The sequence below is a fragment of the Pantoea sp. X-Soil-ISGK-421 genome (assembly GCF_059730785.1).
The window spans coordinates 296,007-320,190 of sequence record NZ_AP035980.1; the positions used below are offsets into that span (position 1 = coordinate 296,007).

Annotated in this window: 23 protein-coding genes; 11 read left to right on the top strand and 12 right to left on the bottom strand. The window is 55.5% G+C overall.

Annotated features, from left to right (window positions below):
* Positions 1–143 precede the first annotated feature (143 nt).
* The 11 genes from AC6I8K_RS20050 to AC6I8K_RS20100 all read right to left on the bottom strand — a co-directional run bounded on the left by AC6I8K_RS20050 (position 144) and on the right by AC6I8K_RS20100 (position 12,590).
* Positions 144–992: a VOC family protein gene (locus AC6I8K_RS20050; RefSeq protein WP_497827404.1), complete on the bottom strand. Its 849-nt coding sequence runs from the start codon at positions 990–992 to the stop codon at positions 144–146.
* A 23-nt stretch (positions 993–1,015) separates the two neighbouring features.
* On the bottom strand, positions 1,016–2,167 hold the full coding sequence (locus AC6I8K_RS20055; RefSeq protein WP_497827405.1) for an amidohydrolase: 1,152 nt from the start codon (positions 2,165–2,167) through the stop codon (positions 1,016–1,018).
* Positions 2,168–2,169: 2 nt separating this feature from the next.
* Complete coding sequence (locus AC6I8K_RS20060) at positions 2,170–3,267, bottom strand: alkylhydroperoxidase domain protein (RefSeq protein WP_497827406.1); 1,098 nt, start codon at positions 3,265–3,267, stop codon at positions 2,170–2,172.
* A 182-nt stretch (positions 3,268–3,449) separates the two neighbouring features.
* Positions 3,450–4,439 (bottom strand): putative FMN-dependent luciferase-like monooxygenase, encoded by a 990-nt coding sequence (locus AC6I8K_RS20065; RefSeq protein ID WP_497827407.1) that lies wholly within the window; start codon positions 4,437–4,439, stop codon positions 3,450–3,452.
* Positions 4,436–6,046: a dipeptide ABC transporter ATP-binding protein gene (locus tag AC6I8K_RS20070; RefSeq protein WP_497827408.1), complete on the bottom strand. Its 1,611-nt coding sequence runs from the start codon at positions 6,044–6,046 to the stop codon at positions 4,436–4,438. Before AC6I8K_RS20070 ends, AC6I8K_RS20065 begins: the two co-directional genes overlap by 4 nt.
* Entirely contained in the window at positions 6,043–6,900 is an 858-nt protein-coding gene (locus AC6I8K_RS20075; protein WP_497827409.1) for an ABC transporter permease, read from the bottom strand. Before AC6I8K_RS20075 ends, AC6I8K_RS20070 begins: the two co-directional genes overlap by 4 nt.
* Positions 6,897–7,841: an ABC transporter permease gene (locus AC6I8K_RS20080; protein ID WP_196762360.1), complete on the bottom strand. Its 945-nt coding sequence runs from the start codon at positions 7,839–7,841 to the stop codon at positions 6,897–6,899. The genes AC6I8K_RS20075 and AC6I8K_RS20080 overlap by 4 nt, the downstream gene beginning before the upstream one ends.
* Positions 7,842–7,853: 12 nt before the next feature.
* Positions 7,854–9,476 (bottom strand): TIGR04028 family ABC transporter substrate-binding protein, encoded by a 1,623-nt coding sequence (locus AC6I8K_RS20085; RefSeq protein WP_064740140.1) that lies wholly within the window; start codon positions 9,474–9,476, stop codon positions 7,854–7,856.
* 282 nt (positions 9,477–9,758) lie between these two features.
* On the bottom strand, positions 9,759–11,045 hold the full coding sequence (locus AC6I8K_RS20090; RefSeq protein ID WP_497827410.1) for a TRAP transporter large permease: 1,287 nt from the start codon (positions 11,043–11,045) through the stop codon (positions 9,759–9,761).
* Positions 11,046–11,057: 12 nt separating this feature from the next.
* Positions 11,058–11,564, bottom strand: coding sequence for a TRAP transporter small permease (locus AC6I8K_RS20095; protein ID WP_064740138.1), 507 nt, complete (start codon positions 11,562–11,564; stop codon positions 11,058–11,060).
* Between the two features lie 48 nt (positions 11,565–11,612).
* Positions 11,613–12,590: a TRAP transporter substrate-binding protein gene (locus AC6I8K_RS20100; RefSeq protein ID WP_497827411.1), complete on the bottom strand. Its 978-nt coding sequence runs from the start codon at positions 12,588–12,590 to the stop codon at positions 11,613–11,615.
* 369 nt (positions 12,591–12,959) lie between these two features.
* Here AC6I8K_RS20100 and AC6I8K_RS20105 point away from each other — a divergent pair, with 369 nt between their 5' ends.
* From AC6I8K_RS20105 to AC6I8K_RS20140, 8 genes are all read left to right on the top strand, one after another.
* Entirely contained in the window at positions 12,960–13,955 is a 996-nt protein-coding gene (locus AC6I8K_RS20105) for an MsnO8 family LLM class oxidoreductase (RefSeq protein ID WP_064740136.1), read from the top strand.
* Between the two features lie 22 nt (positions 13,956–13,977).
* Positions 13,978–15,135, top strand: a complete 1,158-nt coding sequence (locus AC6I8K_RS20110; RefSeq protein WP_483817970.1) for an amidohydrolase — start codon at positions 13,978–13,980, stop codon at positions 15,133–15,135.
* Between the two features lie 82 nt (positions 15,136–15,217).
* Positions 15,218–16,531 (top strand): LLM class flavin-dependent oxidoreductase, encoded by a 1,314-nt coding sequence (locus AC6I8K_RS20115; RefSeq protein WP_483817969.1) that lies wholly within the window; start codon positions 15,218–15,220, stop codon positions 16,529–16,531.
* A gap of 16 nt (positions 16,532–16,547) precedes the next feature.
* Positions 16,548–17,480, top strand: coding sequence for an ABC transporter substrate-binding protein (locus AC6I8K_RS20120; protein ID WP_497827412.1), 933 nt, complete (start codon positions 16,548–16,550; stop codon positions 17,478–17,480).
* 9 nt (positions 17,481–17,489) lie between these two features.
* On the top strand, positions 17,490–18,002 hold the full coding sequence (locus AC6I8K_RS20125; RefSeq protein ID WP_064740132.1) for a GNAT family N-acetyltransferase: 513 nt from the start codon (positions 17,490–17,492) through the stop codon (positions 18,000–18,002).
* 9 nt (positions 18,003–18,011) lie between these two features.
* A complete protein-coding gene (locus AC6I8K_RS20130; protein ID WP_483817967.1) occupies positions 18,012–18,935 on the top strand; it encodes an amino acid ABC transporter permease in 924 nt (307 codons plus the stop codon).
* Positions 18,919–19,716, top strand: coding sequence for an amino acid ABC transporter ATP-binding protein (locus AC6I8K_RS20135; RefSeq protein ID WP_483817966.1), 798 nt, complete (start codon positions 18,919–18,921; stop codon positions 19,714–19,716). The genes AC6I8K_RS20130 and AC6I8K_RS20135 overlap by 17 nt, the downstream gene beginning before the upstream one ends.
* A 35-nt stretch (positions 19,717–19,751) precedes the next feature.
* A complete protein-coding gene (locus AC6I8K_RS20140) occupies positions 19,752–20,621 on the top strand; it encodes an ABC transporter substrate-binding protein (RefSeq protein ID WP_497827663.1) in 870 nt (289 codons plus the stop codon).
* A gap of 118 nt (positions 20,622–20,739) precedes the next feature.
* Here the strand turns inward: AC6I8K_RS20140 and AC6I8K_RS20145 are convergent, their stop codons facing one another.
* Entirely contained in the window at positions 20,740–22,101 is a 1,362-nt protein-coding gene (locus tag AC6I8K_RS20145; protein WP_497827413.1) for a putative bifunctional diguanylate cyclase/phosphodiesterase, read from the bottom strand.
* A gap of 214 nt (positions 22,102–22,315) precedes the next feature.
* On the opposite strand from AC6I8K_RS20145, the gene AC6I8K_RS20150 reads away from it, so the two are divergent.
* The 3 genes from AC6I8K_RS20150 (at position 22,316) to AC6I8K_RS20160 (ending at position 24,094) form a co-directional block, all read left to right on the top strand.
* Positions 22,316–22,876, top strand: coding sequence for a non-canonical purine NTP pyrophosphatase (locus tag AC6I8K_RS20150; RefSeq protein ID WP_064740127.1), 561 nt, complete (start codon positions 22,316–22,318; stop codon positions 22,874–22,876).
* Positions 22,873–23,667 (top strand): SIR2 family protein, encoded by a 795-nt coding sequence (locus AC6I8K_RS20155; protein ID WP_008108794.1) that lies wholly within the window; start codon positions 22,873–22,875, stop codon positions 23,665–23,667. The genes AC6I8K_RS20150 and AC6I8K_RS20155 overlap by 4 nt, the downstream gene beginning before the upstream one ends.
* A gap of 73 nt (positions 23,668–23,740) precedes the next feature.
* The gene (locus AC6I8K_RS20160) at positions 23,741–24,094 is read left to right on the top strand and encodes a YebG family protein (RefSeq protein WP_064740126.1); all 354 of its coding nucleotides are present in this window, start codon (positions 23,741–23,743) and stop codon (positions 24,092–24,094) included.
* Positions 24,095–24,184: the final 90 nt, after the last annotated feature.

Genomic DNA, 24,184 nt, shown 5'->3' on the forward strand with positions numbered 1-24,184 from the left:
GGAGGATGAACCTATTTTAGAACGCACTTAACGTAGCGGCGCAATTTATTGCGCATCATCTGGAGGTGCGCGGAGTCGCCTTTGCTATGCGCGATAAATCGCGCCGCTACGGATTTGTACCAGGCTCGGTATACGCGGATTTTTTATTGCTCAAACCTTAACGCCACGCCAAACGCCTGCCCGGCACCGACGATAATCGCGGACTCTTCTTCGCGGAACGGTACGTCGCCGAGCAGCAGGCTGGCTTTCACCTTGCGCAGATCCGTGGTACGCAAGCTCAATCCCGCCATGCGCGCGCTGCCATCGTAATCGATCGGTAAACCAGCGAAGCGCTGCGTCACGTATTCTGCGGCGGCAAAGCGCACCGTCGCTACGCCCGCTTTGAGTATAAACGCACCTTCCTGACAGGCGGTGAGCTTATCGGCGCCAAACAAACGGCTGTAAGGTTGCGCGGCAGCAGCGGGATCCTGAGCAACCACCACAAATTCAACGATATCGCTCACGCCATTGGGATGAACGCGCCACGCGTCCTGCCATACCGAATCCGGCGTGTCGTGTTGGCAAAAGAAGCTGCGACCATTTGCAACCAGCGACGGGCGCAGCCGCACGGTGCGGAAGCGCGCTTCCTGCTCGGTGCCATCCGGCAAGGTTACCGGACGGAAAAAGCTCGCCGGCAAATCGCCGTCGATGTCCTGACTCTCCAGATAGCGCCACACCGCATCAGCATCTTCGGTTTTCCACACTAAACCGCTGAGACCCATCGGTGACTGCCACAAATCCTGGCGCAAATTGCCACGCCCGGCTTCAAAACCTAATAACTCCAGATAGTTATCACCAAATATCGCCAGATGATTGCTGGAGCCGAGCGAATGATGGCCGCGCTCGGTCAACTGAAATCCGAGTCGACGAAACAGTGCGCTGGCATCATCCAGCTGGTTGGCAACGTTAATCACCACATGGTCGAGACGTGGAACAGGTACTGAAATCGCCATCGCTTTTCTCCTTGCTCTCATGGTCACGATGCCAGCGCCTGTTGTTGACGCAGCATGTGTAGCGCGCGCTGGGCCAGCTCGGTGAAGTAATGCACCGCCGGTTCCAGCATTGCTTCATCCGGATCGAAACCGGCGTGATGCAGGCCAAATTCACTGGCGCTGCCAATGCTCACGAACGCACCGGGATGCTGTTGCAGGTAGAAGGCGAAGTCTTCCCCCCCCATCTGCGGTGTGCCAACTAACGTTTGATAGCCGTGATCCGCTGCTACATCCAGCGCGAAATCGGCCCATTCCGGTGTGTTCACCAGCGAGGGCGGGCCTTCCTGCCACACCAGCTCCGCCTGCGCGCCAAATCCGGCGGCGATCCCATTAATCAGCGCTGCTATTCTCTGCGGGATTTGCGCGCGAATCGCTGCGTTATGGGTGCGCACCGTGCCTTCCAGTTCCACCGTTTGTGGCAGCACGTTCCAGCTGTTGCCTGCGGTGAAGCGCGTCACGCTGACGACAACCGATTCCAGCGAACTGAACACGCGGCTCGGCAGCGTTTGCAGCGTGGTGACGATGTGGCTGCCAATCACGATGCTATCGATGCCTTCATGCGGACGCGCGGCGTGTGCGCCTTTGCCGGTAATAGTGATCTGGAAGCGATCGACATTGGCATAATAGGCGCCGCCGCGCGTGCGCAGTGTGCCCGTGGGCAGATCTGGCGCGTTATGCAGCCCGAAAATCGCCTGCACATCTTGCAGCGCACCCGCCGCCAGCAGCTGTTTCGCGCCGGTAAAAATCTCCTCGGCAGGCTGAAACAGAATACGCACGCGACCGGGTAATTCAGATTCGATGCGTTTTAGCTGCTGTGCGACGCCCAGCATCACGCTGCTGTGCAGATCGTGGCCGCAGGCGTGCATCACGCCCGGCTGCTGGGAGCGCCACGGCTGGTCGGTTTGCTCGTCGATCGGCAGGGCATCGATGTCGGCACGCAGCGCAATCAGCGGTTGGCCGTGACCGATTTCTGCCACCACACCGGTTTTCAACGCCAGCGGCAGCAGCTTGACGTTCAATTCCTGCAGCCAGCGGGTAAGTCGCTCGGTGGTGGCAAATTCCTGATCCGACAGCTCGGGATGCTGATGCAGCTCGCGTCGCCAGCGCACCAACTGTTGATGGGAAAGATCCGTCATGGTCATCCTTGTGTTTGTGCAGGTAAAAAAGGTTCGCCCAGCGTCAGCATCAGACGGTTCGCCCAGGCGAAGAAGGCGGCGGACTGAATCAGGTCCAGCAGCTCTAGCGTGCTGAATCCCTGATCGCGCAGCGCGTGCAGCTGTTTCAGGCTAGTGGCGGCGGGTGTGATCGATAAGGTGGCAACCAGATCAATCTGCGCTGCCCAGCGGGCCGATTGTCCGTGCGCCAGCTCAGCGCCGGGCGCGACATTCAGCAGCTTCTGCACCGCGGGTTCATCTTTGGAGAGCTGGCTGGCTTTACGCGCATGCACCGAGGCACAGTAGATGCAGCCGTTGACCTTGCTCACTACCGTGGCGGCGAGTTCGCGTTCGGCACGCGAAAGGCCACCGGCGGTATAGAAGATGCCTTTATCGGTCAGGGTGCGTTGCTCAAGCAGCGGCTGATTACGGCCCAGCAGGCGGAAGTAATCGGAATCACTATGGCCGAATTTCGCCAGTGTGCTCTGCTCTTCAGGGCTAAATTCATGCAAGGGTTTCGCCGCCAGCCACGGCTCCCAGCCGAGTTCCTGTTGGGTAAATGCGGTGAGGGCAGTTTTACCCCTCACGGTGAGCGGCGCATCATGCCATTTACCCGCTACCGCATGCGGCTGCGTGGCGGTCTCTTCGCCGTTGAGCAAACGCAAACCCGCGAGTAAGCGGCTCTGGAAGCTGACAAACGCAACCAGCTGCGCCAGCGTGACGATACCGCGCGGCGACCAACCGGCACGTTGCAGCGTCTCGATGTGCTGCGGCGCGGCATCCACCGGGTGCAGGCTCAGCAGTTCAGCAAACGTTAAACCGGCATCGAAGCGTGCGCCGTGCGGCTGATTCGGCTGCCGGTAATGTGCTTCGAGGCGTGATGCGCCATGCCAGGCCGCCACCTGCGCGGCGAGGGCGAAGCGTTCAGCCAATGGCAAATCTTCATCATCTTGTGTAAACAAAAAGTCATAGCTGCCTTGCGTATGTTGCGTGGCAGCATGGCGCTCGGCGCGGGCTTGCGCCAGTTCAGACGTAGGATCGATATCCGCCAGCGCGGCGAGTAAATCTGTCGGTTGAGACATAAAATTCTCCAGTTAAAGCATGAGTAGGTCGCCATAAATGGCGTAATGCCGTTCAGCTAAGCGCAACATCAAACCACCGCACATTTCGTAGCGGCGCGATTTATCGCGCAATGAATTGCGCCGCTACAAGGTGTGCGCTCAGTAACGTGAGTATTCATCTGTGTACCTTCATGCACACCGACTTAGCCACGCAGCGTGGGCGCGATATGGTCGGCAATCAATTCAATGGAACGCAGAATGTCGGCGTGTGGCGGATCGATGGAGTGCACCTGGAAACTGATATCGGTGACGCGTTGCAACACGGTGTCTGCCAGCAGGGATTGCCGCACCCGTTCGGTATCGCCGAAGTGCGCATCTAACTGGCGCGTCTGCTCATCCAGCGTGTGGCCAACCACATATCCTGATTCGCGGAAATGCTGCGCCTGACGCTGCAAGCCCGGCTCGGCAAGGCGACGCGCGTAGTCGTTGGAATCGGCGACAAAGGCGGTGCGCGAGGCCAGAATGCGCGGCGCAATGCCCGCCGGTAATGCGGCAAGATAAGCATCGATCATCGGGTTCTGGATTTGATCGAGCGCTAAATCCGGCTGACCCGCCGGACGCGGCTGGGTGCGCGACAGCATCAAACCGTGCCCGGCTTGCCCGGCGCGCGCGGCGCCTTCCACCGAGAAAGTGGCAATCCACACGCGTTGTGCCAGCGTCGGTGCAGCGGGATAGAGATGATTATCCGGATGTCCCAGCGTATCGCCGCGCCATGCGCTGAGCAGCTGATGAAGATGATCGGCAAACACGCTGGTGCGTTGGTCGATGGTGATGCCAAACGGCAGAAACGAGGTCGCGGTGCCGCCCGATCCTAAACCTACCTCCAGGCGACCATTACTGAGCAGGTCCAGCACCGCCGTATCTTCAGCCACGCGCAGCGCATTCTCCATCGCCAGCGTGACGATACCGGTGCCAAGGCGAATCGTGCGGGTGTGTGCGGCAACGTGTGCCAGGAACAGCAACGGCGACGGCAAGCCGCCTTCTTTCTCATGAAAGTGATGCTGAGCAATCCACGCGCTGTCAAAACCGGTGCGCTCGGCGTGCTGAATCTGCTCGGTTGCCAGGCGATAGCGCTGCTGTGCGGTGGTGTCATCCAGCAGGCGGGTGAAAAAACCAATGCGTTTGCGCGTCATGCAGACTCCTTAATCAGCGGGCGGAAAGCCGGAATTGCGTCAATCAGCGATCGGGTATACGGATGCTGAGGCGCGTTAAAAAGCGTGACGGTGTCACCTTGCTCCACCACTTCACCCGCGCGTAGCACGGTGACGCTGTGTGCAATGCGGCGCACGGTTGCGAGATCGTGGGTGATGAACAGATAGGTGAGGCCCAGCTCACGTTGCAGTTGTTGCAGCAGGTGCAGAATCTGCGCCTGCACCGTGACGTCCAGCGCCGAGGTGGCTTCATCCAGCACCAGAATCGCCGGTTGGATAATCAGGGCGCGGGCGATGGCTACACGCTGACGCTGGCCGCCGGACAACTCGCGCGGTTGGCGTTGCAATAATTCCAGCGGCAGCGCCACGCGCTGCGCTACGGCTTCGACGCGTTCGCGCCGCTCGTTATGGCTTAGCTGCTCAAAGTTACGCAGCGGTTCCTCAATGATGGCGAACAGTGTCTGGCGCGGATCGAGGGAGGCAAAGGGGTTCTGATAAACAAACTGAATCTTGCGGCGCAGTTGACGTTGCGCTTCACCGCGCAGCGCGGTGGCGTCAATCCCATCAATCACCACGCGACCGCTGTCGGCCTGCTCAAATCCCAGCAGAATGCGCGCCAGCGTGGTTTTACCCGAACCGGATTCGCCGACCAACGCGTGGGTGGTACCGCGCGCCACGCTAACGCACACCGCTTTGGCGACCTGCAGCTGCTGCTGGCGACCGAGGGCAAACTGTTTATTGATGTTCGAGAGCTGGATCGCGGGCGACGAAAAGTTGGCTTTGGCGGGCACCGCCAGCGCGCTGTCGCCCGGATCGGCGTCTTGTAACAGTTGTCGCGTGTAGGGATGTTGCGGCGCGGTGATCACCTGCGCCGCCGGGCCTTGTTCCTGCACTTCGCCATGACGAAATACCAGCAGACGATCGGCGCGTTCTGCTGCCAATGCCAAATCGTGCGTGACAAACAGCACCGCCGTGCCGGATTCGCGGCGCAGCACATCCAGCAGATCGAGAATGCGTTTTTGCACCGTCACATCCAACGCGCTGGTGGGTTCATCGGCAATAATAATCTGCGGACGTAGGGCGAGGGCGATGGCAATCAGCACGCGCTGTTTCATGCCGCCGGAGAGCTGATGCGGATACTGTTTTAAGCGCTGTTCCGGATGGCTGAGACCGACCTTTTGCAACAGCTCGAGCACGCGTAGCTGGCGTTCGGCTTTGCTGATTCTCAGGTGTAGCTGCAGCATTTCACCGACCTGATCGCCGATCGTTTTTACCGGATTGAGCGAGTTGCCGGGATCCTGCGGTACTAAGCTGATGCTGACGCCACGCAGGCTATCAAGGCGTTTGGACGACCAACCGGCGATATCGGTGCCGTTCAGCACTATCTTGCCGCTATCACGGCGGCCGTTTTCCGCCATCAGACCAATAATGGCCTGTGCGGTGGTGGTCTTGCCGGAGCCGGATTCACCGACCAGCGCCACCATTTCACCAGGCTGTAACTCAAAGCTGACGTTGTGAACCACCGCGCGCCACTCGCCGCGCTGGCGATAACTCAGGGTTAAATTTTCGATGGCTAATAACGCGCTCATGCGTCACCTCCGGCCAGTTGACGGCTGATGCGATTGGCGGCCAGTACCACGGCGACCACCACCATGCCAGGGAAGGTGGTGAGCCACCACGCAGTGGCCAGATAATTGCGTCCTTCGGCGATCAGTAATCCCCACTCAGGCGTCGGCGGCGGCGTGCCGTAGCCCAGGAAACTGAGGGTAGATAACGCCAGGATTGCCTGACCAAACTGCAAGGCGGCAAAGGCGATCACCGCCGTCAGCGAGTTAGGCAAAATGTGACGCCACAATACGCGCCAGAAACTGCCGCCGCTGCCGTAGGCCGCTTCGACGAATTCACTGCGGCGCACGCGCACCACTTCACCGCGCGCAAGGCGAGCAAAGCTGGCAATAGAGGCGATGCCTACCGCCAGCGCGGCGTGTACGGTGCCGAAGCCCAGCAGAATCAGAATGCTGAGCGACAGCAGCAGAGAGGGAATCGACAGCAGCACATCGACTAAGCGCATCAGCCAGTTCTCGGTGCGCCCGCCAATCGCGCCCGCCAGAACGCCGAGCGTGGTGCCGCCAATCAACCCCATCGCCACGGCTGCGACCGCCGCCGACAGCGACTGAGACGCACCGTAAATAATGCGCGCGTAAAGATCGCGGCCTAGCTGATCGGTGCCGAGCCAGTAAGCGGCCTGTGGCGGCAGACGCTGCGCGCCGGGGACGCCTTCAGTTGGGCTGAAATGGGTAAACAAGCCAGGCGCAAACGCCGCCAGCAGCGCCAGCAGCATCACGCCCCACGCCAGCCACAATCCCGGCTGGAGGGGGAGCACGCGTAACGCACGCGCGTTGCCATTGCTTTGACGCGCAGTTGAGTAATCGACCAGACTCATCGGTTGCCTCCGGCAATAGATTGCAGACGCGGATCGAACAGCGGCATCAACGCATCGACCAGCAGGTTAATCAGCACAAACGCCAGCGCAGAGATCATCACCACCGCCTGTAACACCGCGACGTCCTGATTATTCACCGCCTGCTGCGTCAACTGTCCGACGCCGCTCAGGCCAAACACGGTTTCGGTTATCAGCGCACCGGCAATCAGCTCACCGAGTAGCAAGCCCGCGACATTCAGCACCGGTAGCAGCGCATTGCGCATCACGTGATGCCACAGCACGTGGCTTTCGCTGGCGCCTTTGGCACGCGCCACCGCCACGAACGGCTGGGTTGAGACCTGATCGATGCTGCGCAACAGAATTTGCGCCAGCGGGGCGGAAATCGGAATCGCCACGGTAATCACTGGCAGGATCAGGCCTTGCAGGGCTGAAGGATTGATCACTGGAATCCAGCGCAGTTGGAAAGAGAACAGCTGAATCAACGCGATGCCAAGCCAGAAGGTGGGCAGCGAGATAAACAGCGCCGGCACCGATTGCAGCAGCGAACGCAGGAAACGCAGCGCAGGCAAACGCGATAACGCCGCCAGCGTAAAGGCGATAAGCGTCGCCAGCGCAAAGCCGAGCAGTGCCAGTTGCAGCGTAGCGGGCAGATTGCTGATCAGCTGTTCACTGACCGGCACGCCCGCCTGCACCGAGTAACCAAAATCGCCGCGCAGCATCGCCAGCAGCGTGTGCACGTACTGCTGCCAGAGCGGATTATCCGCGCCGTAAGCCAGGCGCATTTCGGCGATTTGATCCGGGCTGAGGCCCAGATCCGGGTTCTGAAACTTGATCAGCACCGCATCGCCGGGCAGCACCTGCAGCAGAAAGAACGACAGGGTAAACGCGGCCCACAGCACCAATACGCTTTGACCCACTCTTCGCAGCAGTGAACGTTGCATCATTGACCCGCCTTAGTGTTTTTCCAGCCACGCGCCGTAGAACGATGGACGACCCACGGCTTCAAAATTCACCCCTTTCAACCACGGCGCACCAGCAAACACCTGCGGCTCTTCAAAGATCGGAATCACATACGCCTGGTCGAGCAGATAACGCTGCGCATCACCGGTCACCGCCAGGCGTTTTGCCGCATCGACTTCGGAGGAGATACTCAACAACAGCGTGTTAAGCTTGTCGTCGCGGAAGTTCTGCACTTTGTCGCTGGAGCCGCCTTTTTGCAGCAGCGCATCGCGGTTTGTCGGATAGAACTGGCTTTTCACCACGTCAGGATCGGCGCGGCCCACTTCGGATACCACCAGCGGGGTTTTCAGCGGATCGAGGTTATCCAGTACGCGGCTGCCGGCGTCACCGGCTTTGACCGCCAGCGCGACGCCAACCTGACGCCATTGCTGCGCCACCAGCTGCAGCACTTCTTTGTTCTGCGGCTGCGGTAGTGATTCGTAAATGGTTAACGCCAGTTTTTTGCCATCTTTCTCGCGGATGCCGTCGCTACCCGGTTTCCAACCCGCGTCATCCAGCAGTTTTTTCGACAACGCGGGATCGAATTTCAGCTTGTCGGCCAGGTTGACGTAACCGGCGGCCGATGTGGCGATCACCGAGGTGGCTTGCGGATAGTTGGGTGAGAACAGGGTTTGCACCACTTGCTGCGCGTTGGTGGCGTGTAGCAGCGCCTGACGCACGTTCACATCGCTGACCAGCGGGTTATCCGGGCGGAAGCTGATGCTGTCGTTGACACCGCGCGTGGGGGCGGCATAAATCGGGAAGTTTTGCTGCTGCGCCTGCTTCTCGTCATAGGCTTGCACCTGACGAATAAAATCGGCCTGGCCGGCCAGCAGCGCGCCGATGCGCACGCTGTCTTCCGGCGTCACAATAAACTTGATGCCGTCGAGATTGGCAGGACCTTGCTGGGCGCTGTTTTTCGGGCCCCACTGGTAATCTTTGCGCGCGGTTAAATCGACTTCGCGCCCGAGTTTTTCATCGCTGACGACAAACGGGCCGGAGCCAATAATATGGCGCGCATCGCCGAGTTGGTCGAAACTACGCTGCAGGGTGCTGAGGGAAACCAGACCTGATCCAATGGTTGCCGTGCCCTGTAAAAAACCGGGTGACGGTTTCCTGAAATAGAATTTCACCGTCTGCGGATCAATAACCTCACTGTGATCGTAATTATTAATCACTTCGGAAACCGGCAGGCGCTGGGCTTTATTTCCCAGACCGTAAGTATCAAAGTTTTTTGCTACCGCATTGGCATCTAATGGCGTGCCGTCGGAGAACGTGACGCCGGGACGAATTTTAAAGGTATATTCGGTTTTATCGGCGTTACTGCTCCAGCTTTCGGCAATCCACGGTTCTACTTTTAAGGTTTCCGGATTCTGCCACGTCAGTTTATCGGTGATTTGATTCAGAATACCGCCATTGGGATAAAAGCCACCGGCGGGTGGATAAAGGTTGGTATGCGCCTGTTGTTCGAGATAAATCAGCGTGCCGCCTTTGACCGGCGTATCCGCCGCGTGGGCACTAAATATCCCTGATAGCAGGGCCAAACTCAGAGCCTGCAAGTGAAAGTGCTTAGTCATGGTGATTCCTTTTTTTATCAATAGCCCGACGGGCGGTTTTCATCATTGAATGCCGCACCCGTGAGTTGAACCAAGGAATTGCACTAAGCTTTTCTGAAAAAGATAAATAGGATTGAAAAAGGTGAAGAGATGTCGTGGCGCTTCTTTACCTCTTTGTTGATATGAACAACGATAGTGCTTATCGCATGTATTGTAGCGGCGCAATTTATTGCGCGATAAATCGCGCCGCTACACAATGTGCGAATATTAAATAACCTGCTCACGCCTTATAAATGCGCGTTGCTACATCACCCCCATTAATTGCGGTAGCCAGAGCGACAATGCCGGAATATAGGTAATCAGCATCAGCACAATAAACAACACGCCATAGAACGGCAGCATGGCCTTAACCACTTGCTCAATTTTCTGCTTACTCACTGCGCTGGCCACAAATAACACCGTGCCGACCGGCGGGGTAATTAAACCAATGCCAAGGTTGGTTAGCATAATCATGCCGAAATGTACCGGGTCAACGCCCAGTGCGGTGGCCACAGGTAGTAATACTGGCGTCAGAATCAGGATCAGCGGCGCCATATCCATTAATGTTCCCACCACCAGCAACAGCAGGTTAATACACATCAAAATCACATATTTGTTACTGGAGAACTGGGTAAAGGCCTCGGTAATGATGGTGGGCAGTTGCATAAAGGTCATCACCGCACCGAAACCGGCTGCGAAGGCAATCAGCACCATCACAATCGTCACCGTCTTGATGGTGCGAAAAACCAGAATGTGCAATTGATTCCATTTGAAATCGCGGTAGATAAACATCGTGACGAAGAACGCCCAAATACAGGCGATTGCTGCTGACTCAGAGGCGGTAAAAACACCTGAGAGAATCCCGCCAAGAATAATAAAAATAGTGAACAGGCCCCAAAACGCATCGAAGAAGATTTTCACCGCCTGCTTATAAGGGATGCGCTCACCTTTAGGGTAACCACGTTTACGCGCAAAGATCAGACACATCACCATTAAGCATAATCCCAGTAACAGACCGGGAATAATGCCGGCAACAAACAGCGAAGAGATGGTGACGATACCGCCGGTGGCGAGTGAATAAATTACCGAGTTGTGGCTGGGCGGGGTTAAAACCGCTTGCACCGACCCGCTGGCCGTTACTGCCGCAGCAAAATCACGGGGATAACCTTTCTCCTCCATCTGCGGAATCATGACTGAACCAATTGACGCGGTATCCGCGACCGAAGATCCGGAAATAGCGCCAAAAAAGGTTGAGGCGACAATATTAACCAGCGACAATCCGCCCCGAATGAATCCGACAAAAATATAAGCAAAGTTGACTAGCCGTCGGGCAATGCCGCCTTCCGCCATAATGGCGCCCGCCAGGATAAAGAAGGGAATAGTCAGCAGAGAAAATTTGTTGATCCCGTTGGTAATTTGTATCACCACTGCTTCCAACGGTAATTCGATCCACCATGCGCCGATAAATGCGCTTAACCCAACGGCAAACGCTACGGGAAAACCCAGCAACAGCAATACCACCAGACTGCCAATTAAAATAAGTGCGTCCATTTTTTGCTCCGCTTAATGGGTGCCACCAAGAGTGACGATTGCTCGCTGGCTTTGATCGCCATTAATTAATCGCTCAGCTACAAATAACAGCGTAAACACCGCGCCGACCGGGATGGGTAAATACATTTCGCCATACGTCACCACCGGCAGTGAGGCCAGCGTTTGAACCCACATCGCTTCACACAGGTTGTAGCTGGCGCGGAAAATTACCAGACAGGTGATGATCATTAAGATGTCAGACAGTTTCAGCAGCCAACGCTGGTTGGTGGGCGAGAGCCTGTCGGTCATCATTGATACACAGATATGCGTACCGGCACGAAATCCCACCGGCGCACCAATAAAGGTAAAGATGATCATGCAAATGATGGCGACCGGTTCTGGCCAGGAAAGCGCATCGTTTAACACGTAGCGTGAAAATATCCCGATGGGGATGACCGTCACCATAATTAATAGCGCCACAGCGGCAATCGCCATGCACAGTAAATAAAGCCCATCCATCAGACGAGAATATGCAGTCATAGTGTTTACCTGAGTAAAACGCCACGATGAGACGTGGCGTGGAAAGGGTTACTTCACATCAGCAATCTGTTTCATCAGGTCCTGATATTTTCCACCAAACTGATCGCGCACCGGCTGAGTCGCCTTGATGAATGTTTCACGATCGGTTTCCTGGAAGGTCACGCCGCCGGCTTTCATTTTTTCAATCGATTGCTGGGTGTAGGTTGCCCATAACTGACGTTCCTCATCCTGCGCTTCTTTGCCGAGTTTCTTTAGCAGCGCCTGATCGTCAGCCGATAGCCGATTCCACAACGGTTTGGAGTAGAGGATCATTTCGGGCTGAATGAAGTGCCCAGTCAGGGTGTAGTACTTGGTGACGGGCATATAGTTATGGGCGACAAACGTCGGTGGATTGTTTTCGGTGCCATCTACAACCCCTGTTTGCATGGCGCTAAACACTTCGCTCACCCCCATCGCCACGGGATTGGCCCCCATCGCTTTCAAGGTGGCCAGTGAGATAGCACTGTTTTGCACGCGAATCTTCATGCCTTTCAGATCGTCGGGTTTAGCAATCGGTTTTTTGGTGATCATGTTCCGCACACCGGCGTCGGTCCAACCGAGGAAAATCATGCGGGCGTTGGGATCGTTATCGAATTTGTCGACAATCTGTTTGCCGATATCGCCGTCCAACACCTGATGCATATGATTCTCATCGCGAAAAACATACGGCAAGGTTAAGACGCTGGTCTCTGGCGCGATGGTGGTGACCGGTGCCAGCGACACGCGAATCATATCGATGGCCCCGAGTTGTACCTGCTGCAGCGTTTGGTCTTCATCCCCCAGCACACCACCGGCATAAACTTTCATTTCTAAGCGCCCGTTAGTGGCTTTTTTCAGCTTCTCGCCCATGTGCTCAAGTGCCACGACGGTCGGATAGCCTGCGGGTTGCACTTCCGCCACTTTGATGACTTTAGCGGACACCGCGGCAGGGAAAAATGCTGCAGCGGAGGATAACGAAACTACCAAGAGTAATTTTTTAAACGTCATTCTTTTTTCTCCAGCAAAGGATGAAGCAGAGGTGCGGCACAATGACTTTCCAGAGGGGGGCCGCGTGGTGCCAGCATAGAGAAATTACTTCGCGGAAAAATAAGGCAATTGCGATTGGATGAATTGCGTCACATTTTGAAACGATGTTTTAATAATTTTATATTGAGTGTCACATTTTCAAAACATCGCCTTAACAATTCCTGCGGGTTTTACTTAATTGTGTGTTTTAAAAGGAATTAAACCCGGTGCATATAGCCTATCTATCTGATATGCATAAAGTAAATATAGATACGACAATATGATGTTTTACGAATCAGTGATTACCGCACCACACTACTCGCCATATTCACTTTGATAAGGATAAGGCGCATGTCATACCGACTGAGTTTGCTGGATAAATCGCCGATTGCCGATGGAGAGACGGCCAGCCACGCGCTTCATCGCACTTTACAGCTGGCGCAGCAGGCGGAAGCCTGGGGCTATCACCGTTTTTGGTTAGCGGAACACCACAATACCGATCGTCTGGCGAGTCCCTCGCCGGAACTGCTGATCGCCTGGATCATTGGCCAGACACAGCATATTCGCGTCGGCTCCGGCGGCGTGATGCTGCAGCATTACAGCCCGTATAAAGTCGCAGAAAATTTCAACTTGCTGGCGTCATTAGCGCCGGGACGAATCGATATCGGTGTTGGCAAAGCGCCGGGCGGCTTGCCGCTCTCGACGCGTGCGCTGCAGCTCGGCGTGCATCTGCAGGAGAAAGGCAGCTTCGCCGAGCAACTGACGCTGCTGGATAGCTGGCTGCACGTGCCGCCGGTGGGTGATGAAGAGATTTTGCGCGCCACGCCGCAGCCGCCGCGTCCGGCGAATCGCTTCCTGCTGGGTGCCAGTGAAGAGAGCGCCAAACTGGCAGCGGAACTGGGCTGGCAGTTGGTGTTCGCCGCACACCACAACGGCGATCCGCAATTAATGGAAAAAGTGCTCAACGGCTATCGCCAGCATAGCAACGGCCAGCGCGCGCTGGTGGCGGTGCAAGTGGTGGTGGCAGATTCTCCAGCGGAAGCCGATTTGCTGGTGGATAACCTGCGCGTGTATCACGTCAGCGTGAAAGAGGGCCCCAGCGTTAACGTCGGCAGCGTCGAGCAAGCCGAGCGTTATGTGCGTCAGGGCGGTTACACCGATTACGTGATTGAACCGCGCACGCCATCGCTGCTGAAAGGCACCGCCGCGCAGGTGCATGCCAAACTGGATGCGCTGCATCAGCATTTCGGTATTGAAGAGTTCGTGATTGATACGCCAGTGGCGGAAGAGCAGGCGCGGGTGAAATCACTCGAACTGTTAGCCACACATCGTTTAGTGACGGCATGATTCGCCGCTTCCGGAGGCAGGTATGACGCAATTTAGCGAACATCAGCTGATTGACTGGCGACGCGAGCTGCACAGCTGGCCGGAGTTGTCCGGTCGCGAAGTCGAAACCACCGCACGCCTGCGTCGCTGGTTACAGGACGCCGGTTTGCGTCTGCTGGATTATCCGCTGGAAACCGGCGTGATAGTGGAAGTGGGAAGCGGCGACACGCTGATTGCGCTGCGCGCCGATATCGATGCGTTACCGATTCACGAAGCCACCGGACTTGCTTACCGTTCGCGCAACAGCGGCGTGATGCACGCTTGCGGGCATGACGTACACAGTGCCGTGATGCTTGGCGCGGCATTAAAGCTGAAAGCGATTGAAGATCAATTGCCGGGCCGCATCCGTATTCTGTTCCAACCGGCAGAAGAGAACGCCACCGGCGCACGCCAGTTGATCAACGCTGGAGTTCTGGACGGTGTGCAGGCGATTTTCGGGATGCACAATGAACCCGGTTTGCCGACCGGCACCTTCGCGACACGCGGCGGTGCGTTTTATGCCAATGCAGATAAATTTATCGTGCACGTTGCTGGCAAAGGTGCGCACGCAGCGCATCCGGAAGAGGGCGTGGACAGTATTGTGGTCGCCAGCCAGATCATTCAGGCGCTGCAATCGCTCACCAGCCGTAGCTTCAATACGCTGGACAGCTTAGTGCTCAGCGTTACGCGCATCGACGCCGGCAAAACCTGGAACGTGCTGCCCGGCGAGGCAGAATTTGGTGGCACGGTGCGCACCCACGACAAACAGGTGCGCGCCGAGCTGGAGCAGCGCGCCCGCACGCTGGTGGAGAACATCGCGGCGGCCAACGGTGCCAGCGCCACCTTTAGCTGGCATCCGGGTCCGCCAGTGCTGGAGAACGATGCGCGTTGGGCGCAGTTTGCCAGCCACGTGGCGCAGCAAGCGGGCTACCGCGTGCAAACCGCGGAGTTGCATCTTGGCGGCGAAGATTTCGCCTACTACTTACAGCAGATCCCTGGCGCGTTTGTCAGCATTGGCAGCGCAAGCGAATTTGGTCTGCATCATGGCGGCTTCAATCCTGATGAAGCGCTGATTGCCCCCGCTGCACAATACTTTGCGCAATTGGCTCAACACGCGTTGCAGCACCTCAATGTGCGATGTCGTGACGCCATTCTGAACTAACTCGATTCACGCATTTAATACCGATTCTGTACGGCGACACGATGTCGCCGTCAGGCTGCGCCTTGGCAAAAGAGAGAACATTATGACTGCAAGACAACTGCGATTGGGCACCATCCTGCATGGCGCATCCGGCAACATGTCCGCATGGCGACATCCGGCGGCGCTGGCTGATGCCAGTATCAATTTCGATTACGCCAAACACATTGCGCGCAAGGCGGAAGCGGGCAAGCTGGATTTCCTGTTTGTCGCCGATGGCCTGTTTATCAACGAAAAATCGATTCCTCACTTTCTTAACCGTTTCGAGCCGCTGACCTTGCTGTCGGCGCTGGCGGGCGTCACCGAGCATCTCGGTTTGGTCGGCACCGTTTCCACTTCGTACAGCGAACCCTTCACTGTGGCGCGTCAGTTTGCCAGCCTCGATCATTTGAGCGGCGGTCGCGCGGGCTGGAATGTGGTGACCTCGCCACTGGAAGGGTCGGCGAAAAACTTCTCGCGCCAACAGCATCCTGAACACGCGCTGCGCTACCGCATCGCCGATGAATATCTGCAAGTCGTGAAAGGGCTGTGGGATTCGTGGGAGAGCGATGCTTTCGTGCGCAATAAAGAGAGTGGCCAGTTCTTTGATCCCGAGAAGCTGCACACGCTAAATCACCACGGTGATTTCTTCCAGGTGCAGGGGCCGCTGAACATCGAACGCACGCCGCAAGGGCGACCGGTCGTGTTTCAGGCGGGCGCTTCGGAAGATGGCAGAAAGCTGGCGGCGCGCCATGCCGATGCCATTTTCACCCATCAGCCGACGCGTGAAGAAGCACAGGCATTCTACCGCGATGTGAAAAAACAGCTGGTGGAAAACGGCCGTGAACCAGGCGACCTGCACATTTTCCAGGGCGTCGGCGTGATTGTTGGCGACAGCGCAGAAGATGTGGAGCAGCAGTATCAAGCCACCGCCGCGCTGGTTTCCATCAAAGATGCGCTCAATTATCTCGGTCGCTTCTTTGATCATCATGACTTCTCGCAATATCCGCTGGATGCGCCGTTCCCGGAGCTGGGCGATATCGGGCAAAACAGCTTCCGCAGCACCACCGATGAAATCAAACGCAAAGCGCGCGAGCACGGCCACACGCTGCGTCAGGCGGCGCTGGAAGCGGCGACGCCGCGTCCGCTGTTCCACGGCACGCCAGAGCAGGTAGCCGATGGTTTGCAGCTGTGGTTCGAGAGCGAAGCCACCGATGGCTTCATCATTCAGGGCGGCACGCCCGATACCTTCGAACGCTTTGTCGATCGCGTGGTACCGATTCTGCAAGCGCGCGGCTTAAGCCGCACTGAATATCCCGGCACCACGCTGCGCGCCAGCTTTGGTTTGAAAGATCCCGTTAACCAGTTCACACAACAATAAGAGTCGAGAATACGCTATGCAGAAAAAATCCCTTATCGCGCTGTTACTACTGGGCATGAGCAGCGCCGTATTCGCCGAAGACGTGGCGGTTAACGGGCAGAACATCAGTGTTGAAGCCAATAAAACGCCTATCAATACTGCGAAGAATGATGCCGCTGTGGCGCAGATTCCGGCCGGACATCGCTTCGCCGTGCCGGGCTCGTTCACCGTGGCGGTCGCCGCCCTGAATTCACCGCCGCTGACGGTGTTCAGTGATGACAACAAAACCCTGCTTGGCAGCGAAGTGGATATCGCCCGCCTGGTCGCCGACAGCCTGGGTTTGAAACTCAACGTGGTGCCAACCTCGTGGGAAGACTGGCCGCTTGGCGTGGCATCGGGCAAATATGATGCGGCGATCAGTAACGTGACCGTCACCAAAGAGCGCAAAGAGCGCTTCGATTTCGCTACCTATCGCAAAGATTCACTCGGTTTTTACGTCAAAGCCAGCAGCCCGATTAAGTCGCTGACCAAAGCCGAAGATATCGCCGGACTGCGCATTATCGTTGGCTCCGGCACCAATCAGGAGTCGATCCTGTTGGCCTGGGATAAAGAGAATCAGGCCAAAGGGTTGAAGCCGTTTACGCCGGTCTATACCAAAGACGATGCGGCGCAAACGCTGGCGTTGCAGTCGGGTCGCGCGGATGCCTTCTTCGGTCCGAACGTAATTGGTGCCTGGAAAGCGGCGCTAACCAAGCAAACGCGTTTAGTCGGCAGCGTCGATGGCGGCTGGCCGAAAGCGGCGCACATCGCGGTGACGGTGAAGAAGGATGGAGGTCTGGTGCAGCCGATCAACACCGCGCTGAATGGCGTGATCAAGAACGGCGATTACGACAAGGTGCTGAAGCGCTGGGGTGAAGGCGTTGAGCGTATCGACAGTTCAGAAATCAATCCGGCCGGATTGGGTGATTAAGGAGGCCGCATGAGCGAGCAACTGTTCCGCGAAGTGTCACCGGAAGCGCCTGAACTGCAGCCGATTTTGACCGGGCTGTTTGGTGAATACACCGCGCGCTACGGCGCGTTCTTCACCAGCCAAAAAGAGGTTGAGTTGACCGAATGGTATTTGCCGCCGCGCGGGCTATTTATCGTGCTGGAGCGTGACGGCGAAATCATCGCGATGGGCGCGTACAAACCCTATGACGCGGTGACCGCCGAATTTAAACGCATCTGGACGCGCAGCGATCTTCGCCGTCAGGGGCTGGCGTTGTTGATCCTGCAGGAACTGGAGCGCCGTGCGCTGCGTGCTGGTTACCAGCGCGTGTTTCTCACCACCGGTTTCCGCCAGCCGGAAGCGGTGAAGTTATATATCGGCCACGGTTATCAGCCGCAGTTTGAGCTGCTGGAGGATATGGAAGTCTACAGCCAGCCGCCACACGATGGACGCTTGCGCTTCCTGAAAGTGATTGATGTGCATAGCGTGGCGCAGGCCAGTTAAGGAGTTGCAATGAGTAATCAACAACGTTTAACCGTGGTGCCGGCGCGATATCCGGCACGTACCGTCGGCGCGATTGTCGCGCTGTTTATTCTGGCCAGCGTGATTGATTCTGTGGCCTTCAATCCGCGCTGGGAATGGGGCGTGTTCGCCAAATGGTTTTTTGATCCGGTGATCCTCAGCGGTTTAGGGCAAACGCTGCTGCTGACGCTGTTCGGCACTATCCTCAGCCTGATCTTCGGCGGCCTGCTGGCGCTGGCGCGGCTTTCGTCATCGTGGCTGCTCAGTACGCTGGCATTCGGCTATATCTGGCTGTTCCGCTCGCTGCCGCTGATTGTGGTGCTGATCATCCTCTACAACTTTTCTTATCTTTACGACACGCTGTCGCTCGGCATTCCGTTTACCGCGCTGTCATGGGGCCATTTCCAGACCATTAACGTACTCGGCCAGTTCCCGGCGGCGGTGATTGGTTTGACGCTGGTGCAGAGCGCCTACAGCGCCGAAATCATTCGCGGCGGCTTTTTGGGTGTCGATCACGGCCAGTTTGAAGCGGCTTCGGCGCTGGGATTATCCTCCACGCGTCGCACCTTCCGCATCATTCTGCCGCAGGCGCTGCGCGCGATTATGCCAACCACCTTTAATGAAATTATCAGCCTCGCCAAAGGTACCTCGATGGTGTACGTGCTGGCGATGCCAGAACTGTTTTACACCATCCAGATGATCTACAACCGCACGCAGCAGGTGATTCCACTGCTGATGGTGGGCGCGGCCTGGTATCTGATTATCACCACCGTGCTGTCCCTGCTGCAGCACAGCGTTGAGCGCTGGCTGGCGCGCAGCGTCACCCGTGAACCGCAGCCATCGCGCTGGCGTCAATGGCGCAACCGCAGCGCCAAACCTGTCACCGAGGAGCTTTCCCATGTCCGAAGCCATTGATTACCGCAAGAATCTGCATACTGCTGGCGCAATTAGCATCACCGGCGTGAGCAAGTCGTTCGGCAAACTGAAAGCGCTGGATGAGGTGTCGCTGGAGCTTGAACCGGGATCGGTGACGGTGATCCTCGGGCCTTCCGGGTCGGGCAAATCGACGCTGCTGCGCACCATTAATCATCTCGAACGTGTCGATGAAGGCTATATCCAGATCGATGGCGATTACATCGGCTATCAGCGTCGCGGCGACAAGCTGTATGAGCTGAAAGAGAAGGCGATTCTGCGTCAGCGCATCAATGTCGGCTACGTGTTTCAGAACTTCAATCTGTTCCCGCATCTAACGGTGCTGGAGAACCTGATTGAAGCACCGATTGCGCATCGCCAACTGTCACGCCGAGCAGCGATTGATCGCGCCGGTGAACTGTTGGATGTGGTGGGCCTGCGCCATAAAGCCGATGCCTGGCCGCGCCATTTGTCGGGCGGCCAGCAGCAGCGTATCGCGATTGCGCGTGCCCTGATGCTCAATCCACGCGTGATGCTGTTTGATGAACCGACGTCAGCGCTCGATCCTGAGTTGGTGGGCGAAGTCCTGGATGTGATCAAAAAACTGGCGCGTTCAGGCACTACGCTGGTGATTGTGACGCACGAAGTCGGTTTTGCGCGTGAAGTCGCGGACAACGTGGTGTTTATGGTCGATGGCCGCATTGTGGAGCAGGGCAGCAGCACTCAGGTGCTTAATCAACCGCGCCACGAGCGCACTAAACGTTTTCTGGCGCGGGTACTTTAATGGAACGAGTGATGATTACCGCGTTACTGGCAGTGATGTTAGCCGCGCCAGCCATTGCAGCAGAAACGCTGGATGCTAAAAATAACGAAACGCCGATTAATATTGCGGCGAATCCACAGGCTATCGCTAACATTCCGCCGGGTTTTCATTTCGTCAATCCAGGCTATTTAACCGTTGCCACCACGTCGATGAATTCGCCGCCGATTGGTTTGTGGGCATCAGATAATAAAACGTTGATTGGCAGCGATCCGGATATTGCGCGTTTGCTGGCAGATAGCCTTGGCCTGAAATTAAAACTGGTGCCGGCGGCCTGGGAAGATTGGCCGCTGGGTATCACCGCCGGGCGCTATGACGTGGCGATGTTTAATATTGCCGTCACCGAAGAGCGGAAGAAAAAGTTCGATTTCGCCACCTATCGCGCCGATAACCATGCGTTTGCAGTGAAAACTAATAGTGCGATTACCGCGATTAAAGGGCGGGAAGACGTGGCGGGCAAACGCATTATTGTCGGTTCCGGCACCAATCAGGAAAGGATTTTGCTCAGCTGGGATGAGAAAAATCGCGCGCAAGGTTTAGCGCCGGTGCAGCCGATTTATCTCAACGATGATGCTGCGGCCACGTTGGCGCTGCTTTCTGGGCGTGCCGACGCATCGTTTGGCCCGCAGGCGATGGCGGCATGGAAAGTTGCTTCGCGCGGGCAAACCAAAATTGTCGGCCACGGCCCATTCCGCGCGTGGGTGGCGGTGACCACCAAAAAAGGCAACGGATTGGATGTGGCGCTGCAGCAGGCGATCAATGGGGCGATCGCGAGCGGCGAGTACAAACAGGTGTTGGCGCGTTGGGGTGAACAGGAAGAGGCGGTTGAAACCTCGCAGGTGAATCCACCGGGAATTGTTTATCAGTAATTGTTTAAAGGGGATTGGTTTGATAGTTAAGAGACAACAATTCCCATTACCGAGCGCACACATTGTAGCGGCGCAATGTAGTGCGCGATAAATCGCGCCGCTACGGTATATGCGTAGATTATATTTTCGCTTTTTTGATCCATACCAATGCATCAGGGGCTGGCAGCGGGCGGGCGAAATGGTAGCCCTGAAACAGATGACAACCTTTATCACGCAGGTAAGTGAAATACTCTTCACTTTCGATGCCTTCGGCGAGGACGGTTATGCCCATTTCGCGCGATAACTCGATGGTTTTTTGTACCACAATGGCCGATGACTCATTTTTGAAAATTTGCAGGGTGAGTGATTTATCGATTTTAATATCATCAATGGCAAAATCACTGATCGATTTAAGCGACGAATAGCCAACGCCAAAATCATCAATCGCCCACTTAACACCTAATTGGCTAAAGTGATTGATCACCTCACCAATACGCTTTTGATCGTAGATAAAGGTGGTTTCAGTGATCTCGAATTTCAGTCGTTCCGGGCGGATTTTATAGTGCGAGAGCGTCAGTAAGGTTTCCTGAGTAAAATCACGGTGCATCAATTGTAGCGGACTGATGTTAACGGAAAACACCAAATCACCGAGGTACTGCGTACGATCCCATTCAGCGATTTGTTGTAAGGTGCGCTCCATCACCCATTTCCCAATTTCAATAATCAAGCCGCTTTTTTCTGCCACGGGAATAAACACTTCGGGTGAGATATAACCTTTCGCAGGATGTTTCCAACGCAGCAGAGCTTCAAACCCGATGAGATTTTTATCGCTATCAACCTGTGGTTGGTAATAGAGTTCCAGCGCGTTTTTTTCAATGGCCTGTGAGAGTTCACGCTTAATCAAATCGGTTTCAGAATAGTTGCCGCGCAGCGTGAAGGCGGTTAACAGTAACGCGATCATCGGTACCGCACAGTTAACGATATAGAATCCAGACTCTTGGGGAATATTGAATTGAAAGTGCTTAAGTTGCCATGTCAAACCGGTTGATATAAAAAACAGATAAACGACCAGACAGATTATCGGAAATATTTTACTTAAGTAGGGTGATTGCTGCCGCAATACCAATACTGAACCAACGGTTAATGCCACCAGATAATTGTACTCTGAATGCTTTTCAATGGCATGACCGTTGTCCAGCAGAAACAACAATATAATGATCAGTAACAAAGCGTGGACGATGATATAGAGGTGCTTAGACAGTTTGTCACTAAAAGCCACAGCAGCAATATAAAACCCTAATGATAGGCTGATGCAATATAATCCCGCGACGCCATTCCGGCCACTGGAGACATTGATTATCACCATATAGAGACCTGCTAAAATGCTGGAGAATCCAGCAATTAACAAGGTTAAACGTAATTTCTTCTCTGGATTATCCCCCTTCATTGCGAAGGGTAGATCCTTTACCATAGAATATCGTGAATTAAAATAAGAGTTCATCTGTAGTTCTCATTTCTTTACTTTCATATTAATCACATTTCTTTTCATCGCTATTCTAGAGTTAAGCGAGGCGAGTGTCATAAATTTTTTTCGTATTATACTTTTATTACCATCAGAGATTGTTCCTATCCAGTTATCTCTCCACGCGTTAGAATGAAATCGAAATGGAAAGTCTCAAACAGCACGTAAATTCACTCTTAACTTAGTGATTGCAATGAAAATACGTTTCCTATCTGCAAATGAGCTAAAGCTGGCCGAGGTCCGTACCATCCTTGGGCCAGTGGGTGTCGAAGTACTCCCTATCGCGCGCCGTATCGAAGAGATTCAGACTGAAAATGAGGTTGAGCTGGTGCGCGACAAGCTCACCAAAGCGTTCTCGATTATCGGTCGTCCACTGTTTGTTGAACATACCGGGCTCTATCTGGATGGCTTGAACGGCTTACCCGCCGGGCTCACGCGCATCTTCTGGAGCCGTCTGAACGCCGAGCGATTTACCAAGCTGGTTAACGGTCTGGATAGCCCCTGCGTTACGGCGAAAACGGTATTGGGTTATTGTGACGGGCAAAAGATGTATCAGTTTGAAGGCGAACTGCGCGGCACCATCGCCACTGAGCCTGCTGGCCCACGCGAATTTCAGTGGGACTGCGTATTTATCCCGGAAGGGCACACGCAAACTTTCGCCGAAATGGGCGAACTAAAAAATGAGATTTCTATGCGCCGTTTGGCGTTGGATCGCTTTGCTACCTTTTTGAAAACGTCGCGAGGACTGGCATGAAACCGGAGCTTAAACGCGCCTACGACGCCGGTAAACTGATCTTGTTTGCGGGGGCGGGCATTTCACGCAATCTTGGCCTGCCTGAGTGGCATGAGCTGATTGCTCATCTGGCCAAAGAACTCGGCTACGACCCGAAAATCTTCAATACCTACGGTACGCATTTGTCGCTGGCGGAATATTACAAACAGCGTAAAGGCTCGCTGGGGCCGCTGCGCAGTTGGATGGATCGCGAATGGCATCGTCCGGATATTGATGTGCGCAGTTCTGAAATCCACACCATGATTACGCAAGGTAACTTCTCTCGCATCTACACCACCAATTACGATCGCTGGCTGGAGATGGCGCACGAGGCGCACAATGTACCTTACAGCAAGGTGGCAAATGCGGCAGATTTGGTGTCTCTGACCGAAGATAAGCGGCATATCATCAAGCTTCATGGTGATTTCGACGACGATACCTCAATCGTGCTCGATGAGAGCAGCTACTTTGAGCGCCTCTATTTTGATTCGCCGCTTGATATCAAACTCACGCACGACGTGATGGGCAATTCGGTGTTGTTCGTCGGCTATAGCATCAGCGATTTCAATATTCGTCTGTTATTCTACCGCCTGACAAAAATGTGGGGCCGCACTGGGCTGGCTACCGCACGTCCCAAATCTTATCTGTTCACTAACCGCAATAATCCGGTGGCGAAAGAGGTGCTGGGACAGTGGGGCATTGAGATGATCGTCTCGGAAGAGGACGATCCGCGTAAAGCCCTGGCGCTGTTCCTGGAAGAATTACTCGCTTAACAGCAGAAAGTCATTGCCTGGAAAAGTTTGATCAGAATATACTGTATATAAATACAGTTAACCGAGGTGCATCATGGCAGTCGAAACCAAATATGTTGTAGTCAGAAAGGGTGAAGAAAAGATGACGTTTGCCAATAAAAAAGACGCGGATGCCTGGGACAAAATGCTCGATATGGCAGACGCCTTCACCGATTGGTTGCAGCAACATCAGCCAGAACTGGGTGAAGCGCAGGCTGAAGCATTGGGTCTGTTGTTGGCTGAACAGAAAGATGCGGTGCAGCATATTTTGCGCACCAGTAAACGCCCTGACGTGGTCAAGCGTGACGTAGCGGACGCTGAGGAACCTGCTGAAGCCTCTACAGCATCGGATGCTGAAACAGAAGCTGCGGCGCCGGAAAAGAAAGTGCGCGCGGTTAAAGCGGCCTAATTGGGCTGGGTCGCCATGATTGGCCTCATCACTTTGCACATACCGTAGCGGCGCAATTTATTGCGCGATAAATCGCGCCGCTACGGTATA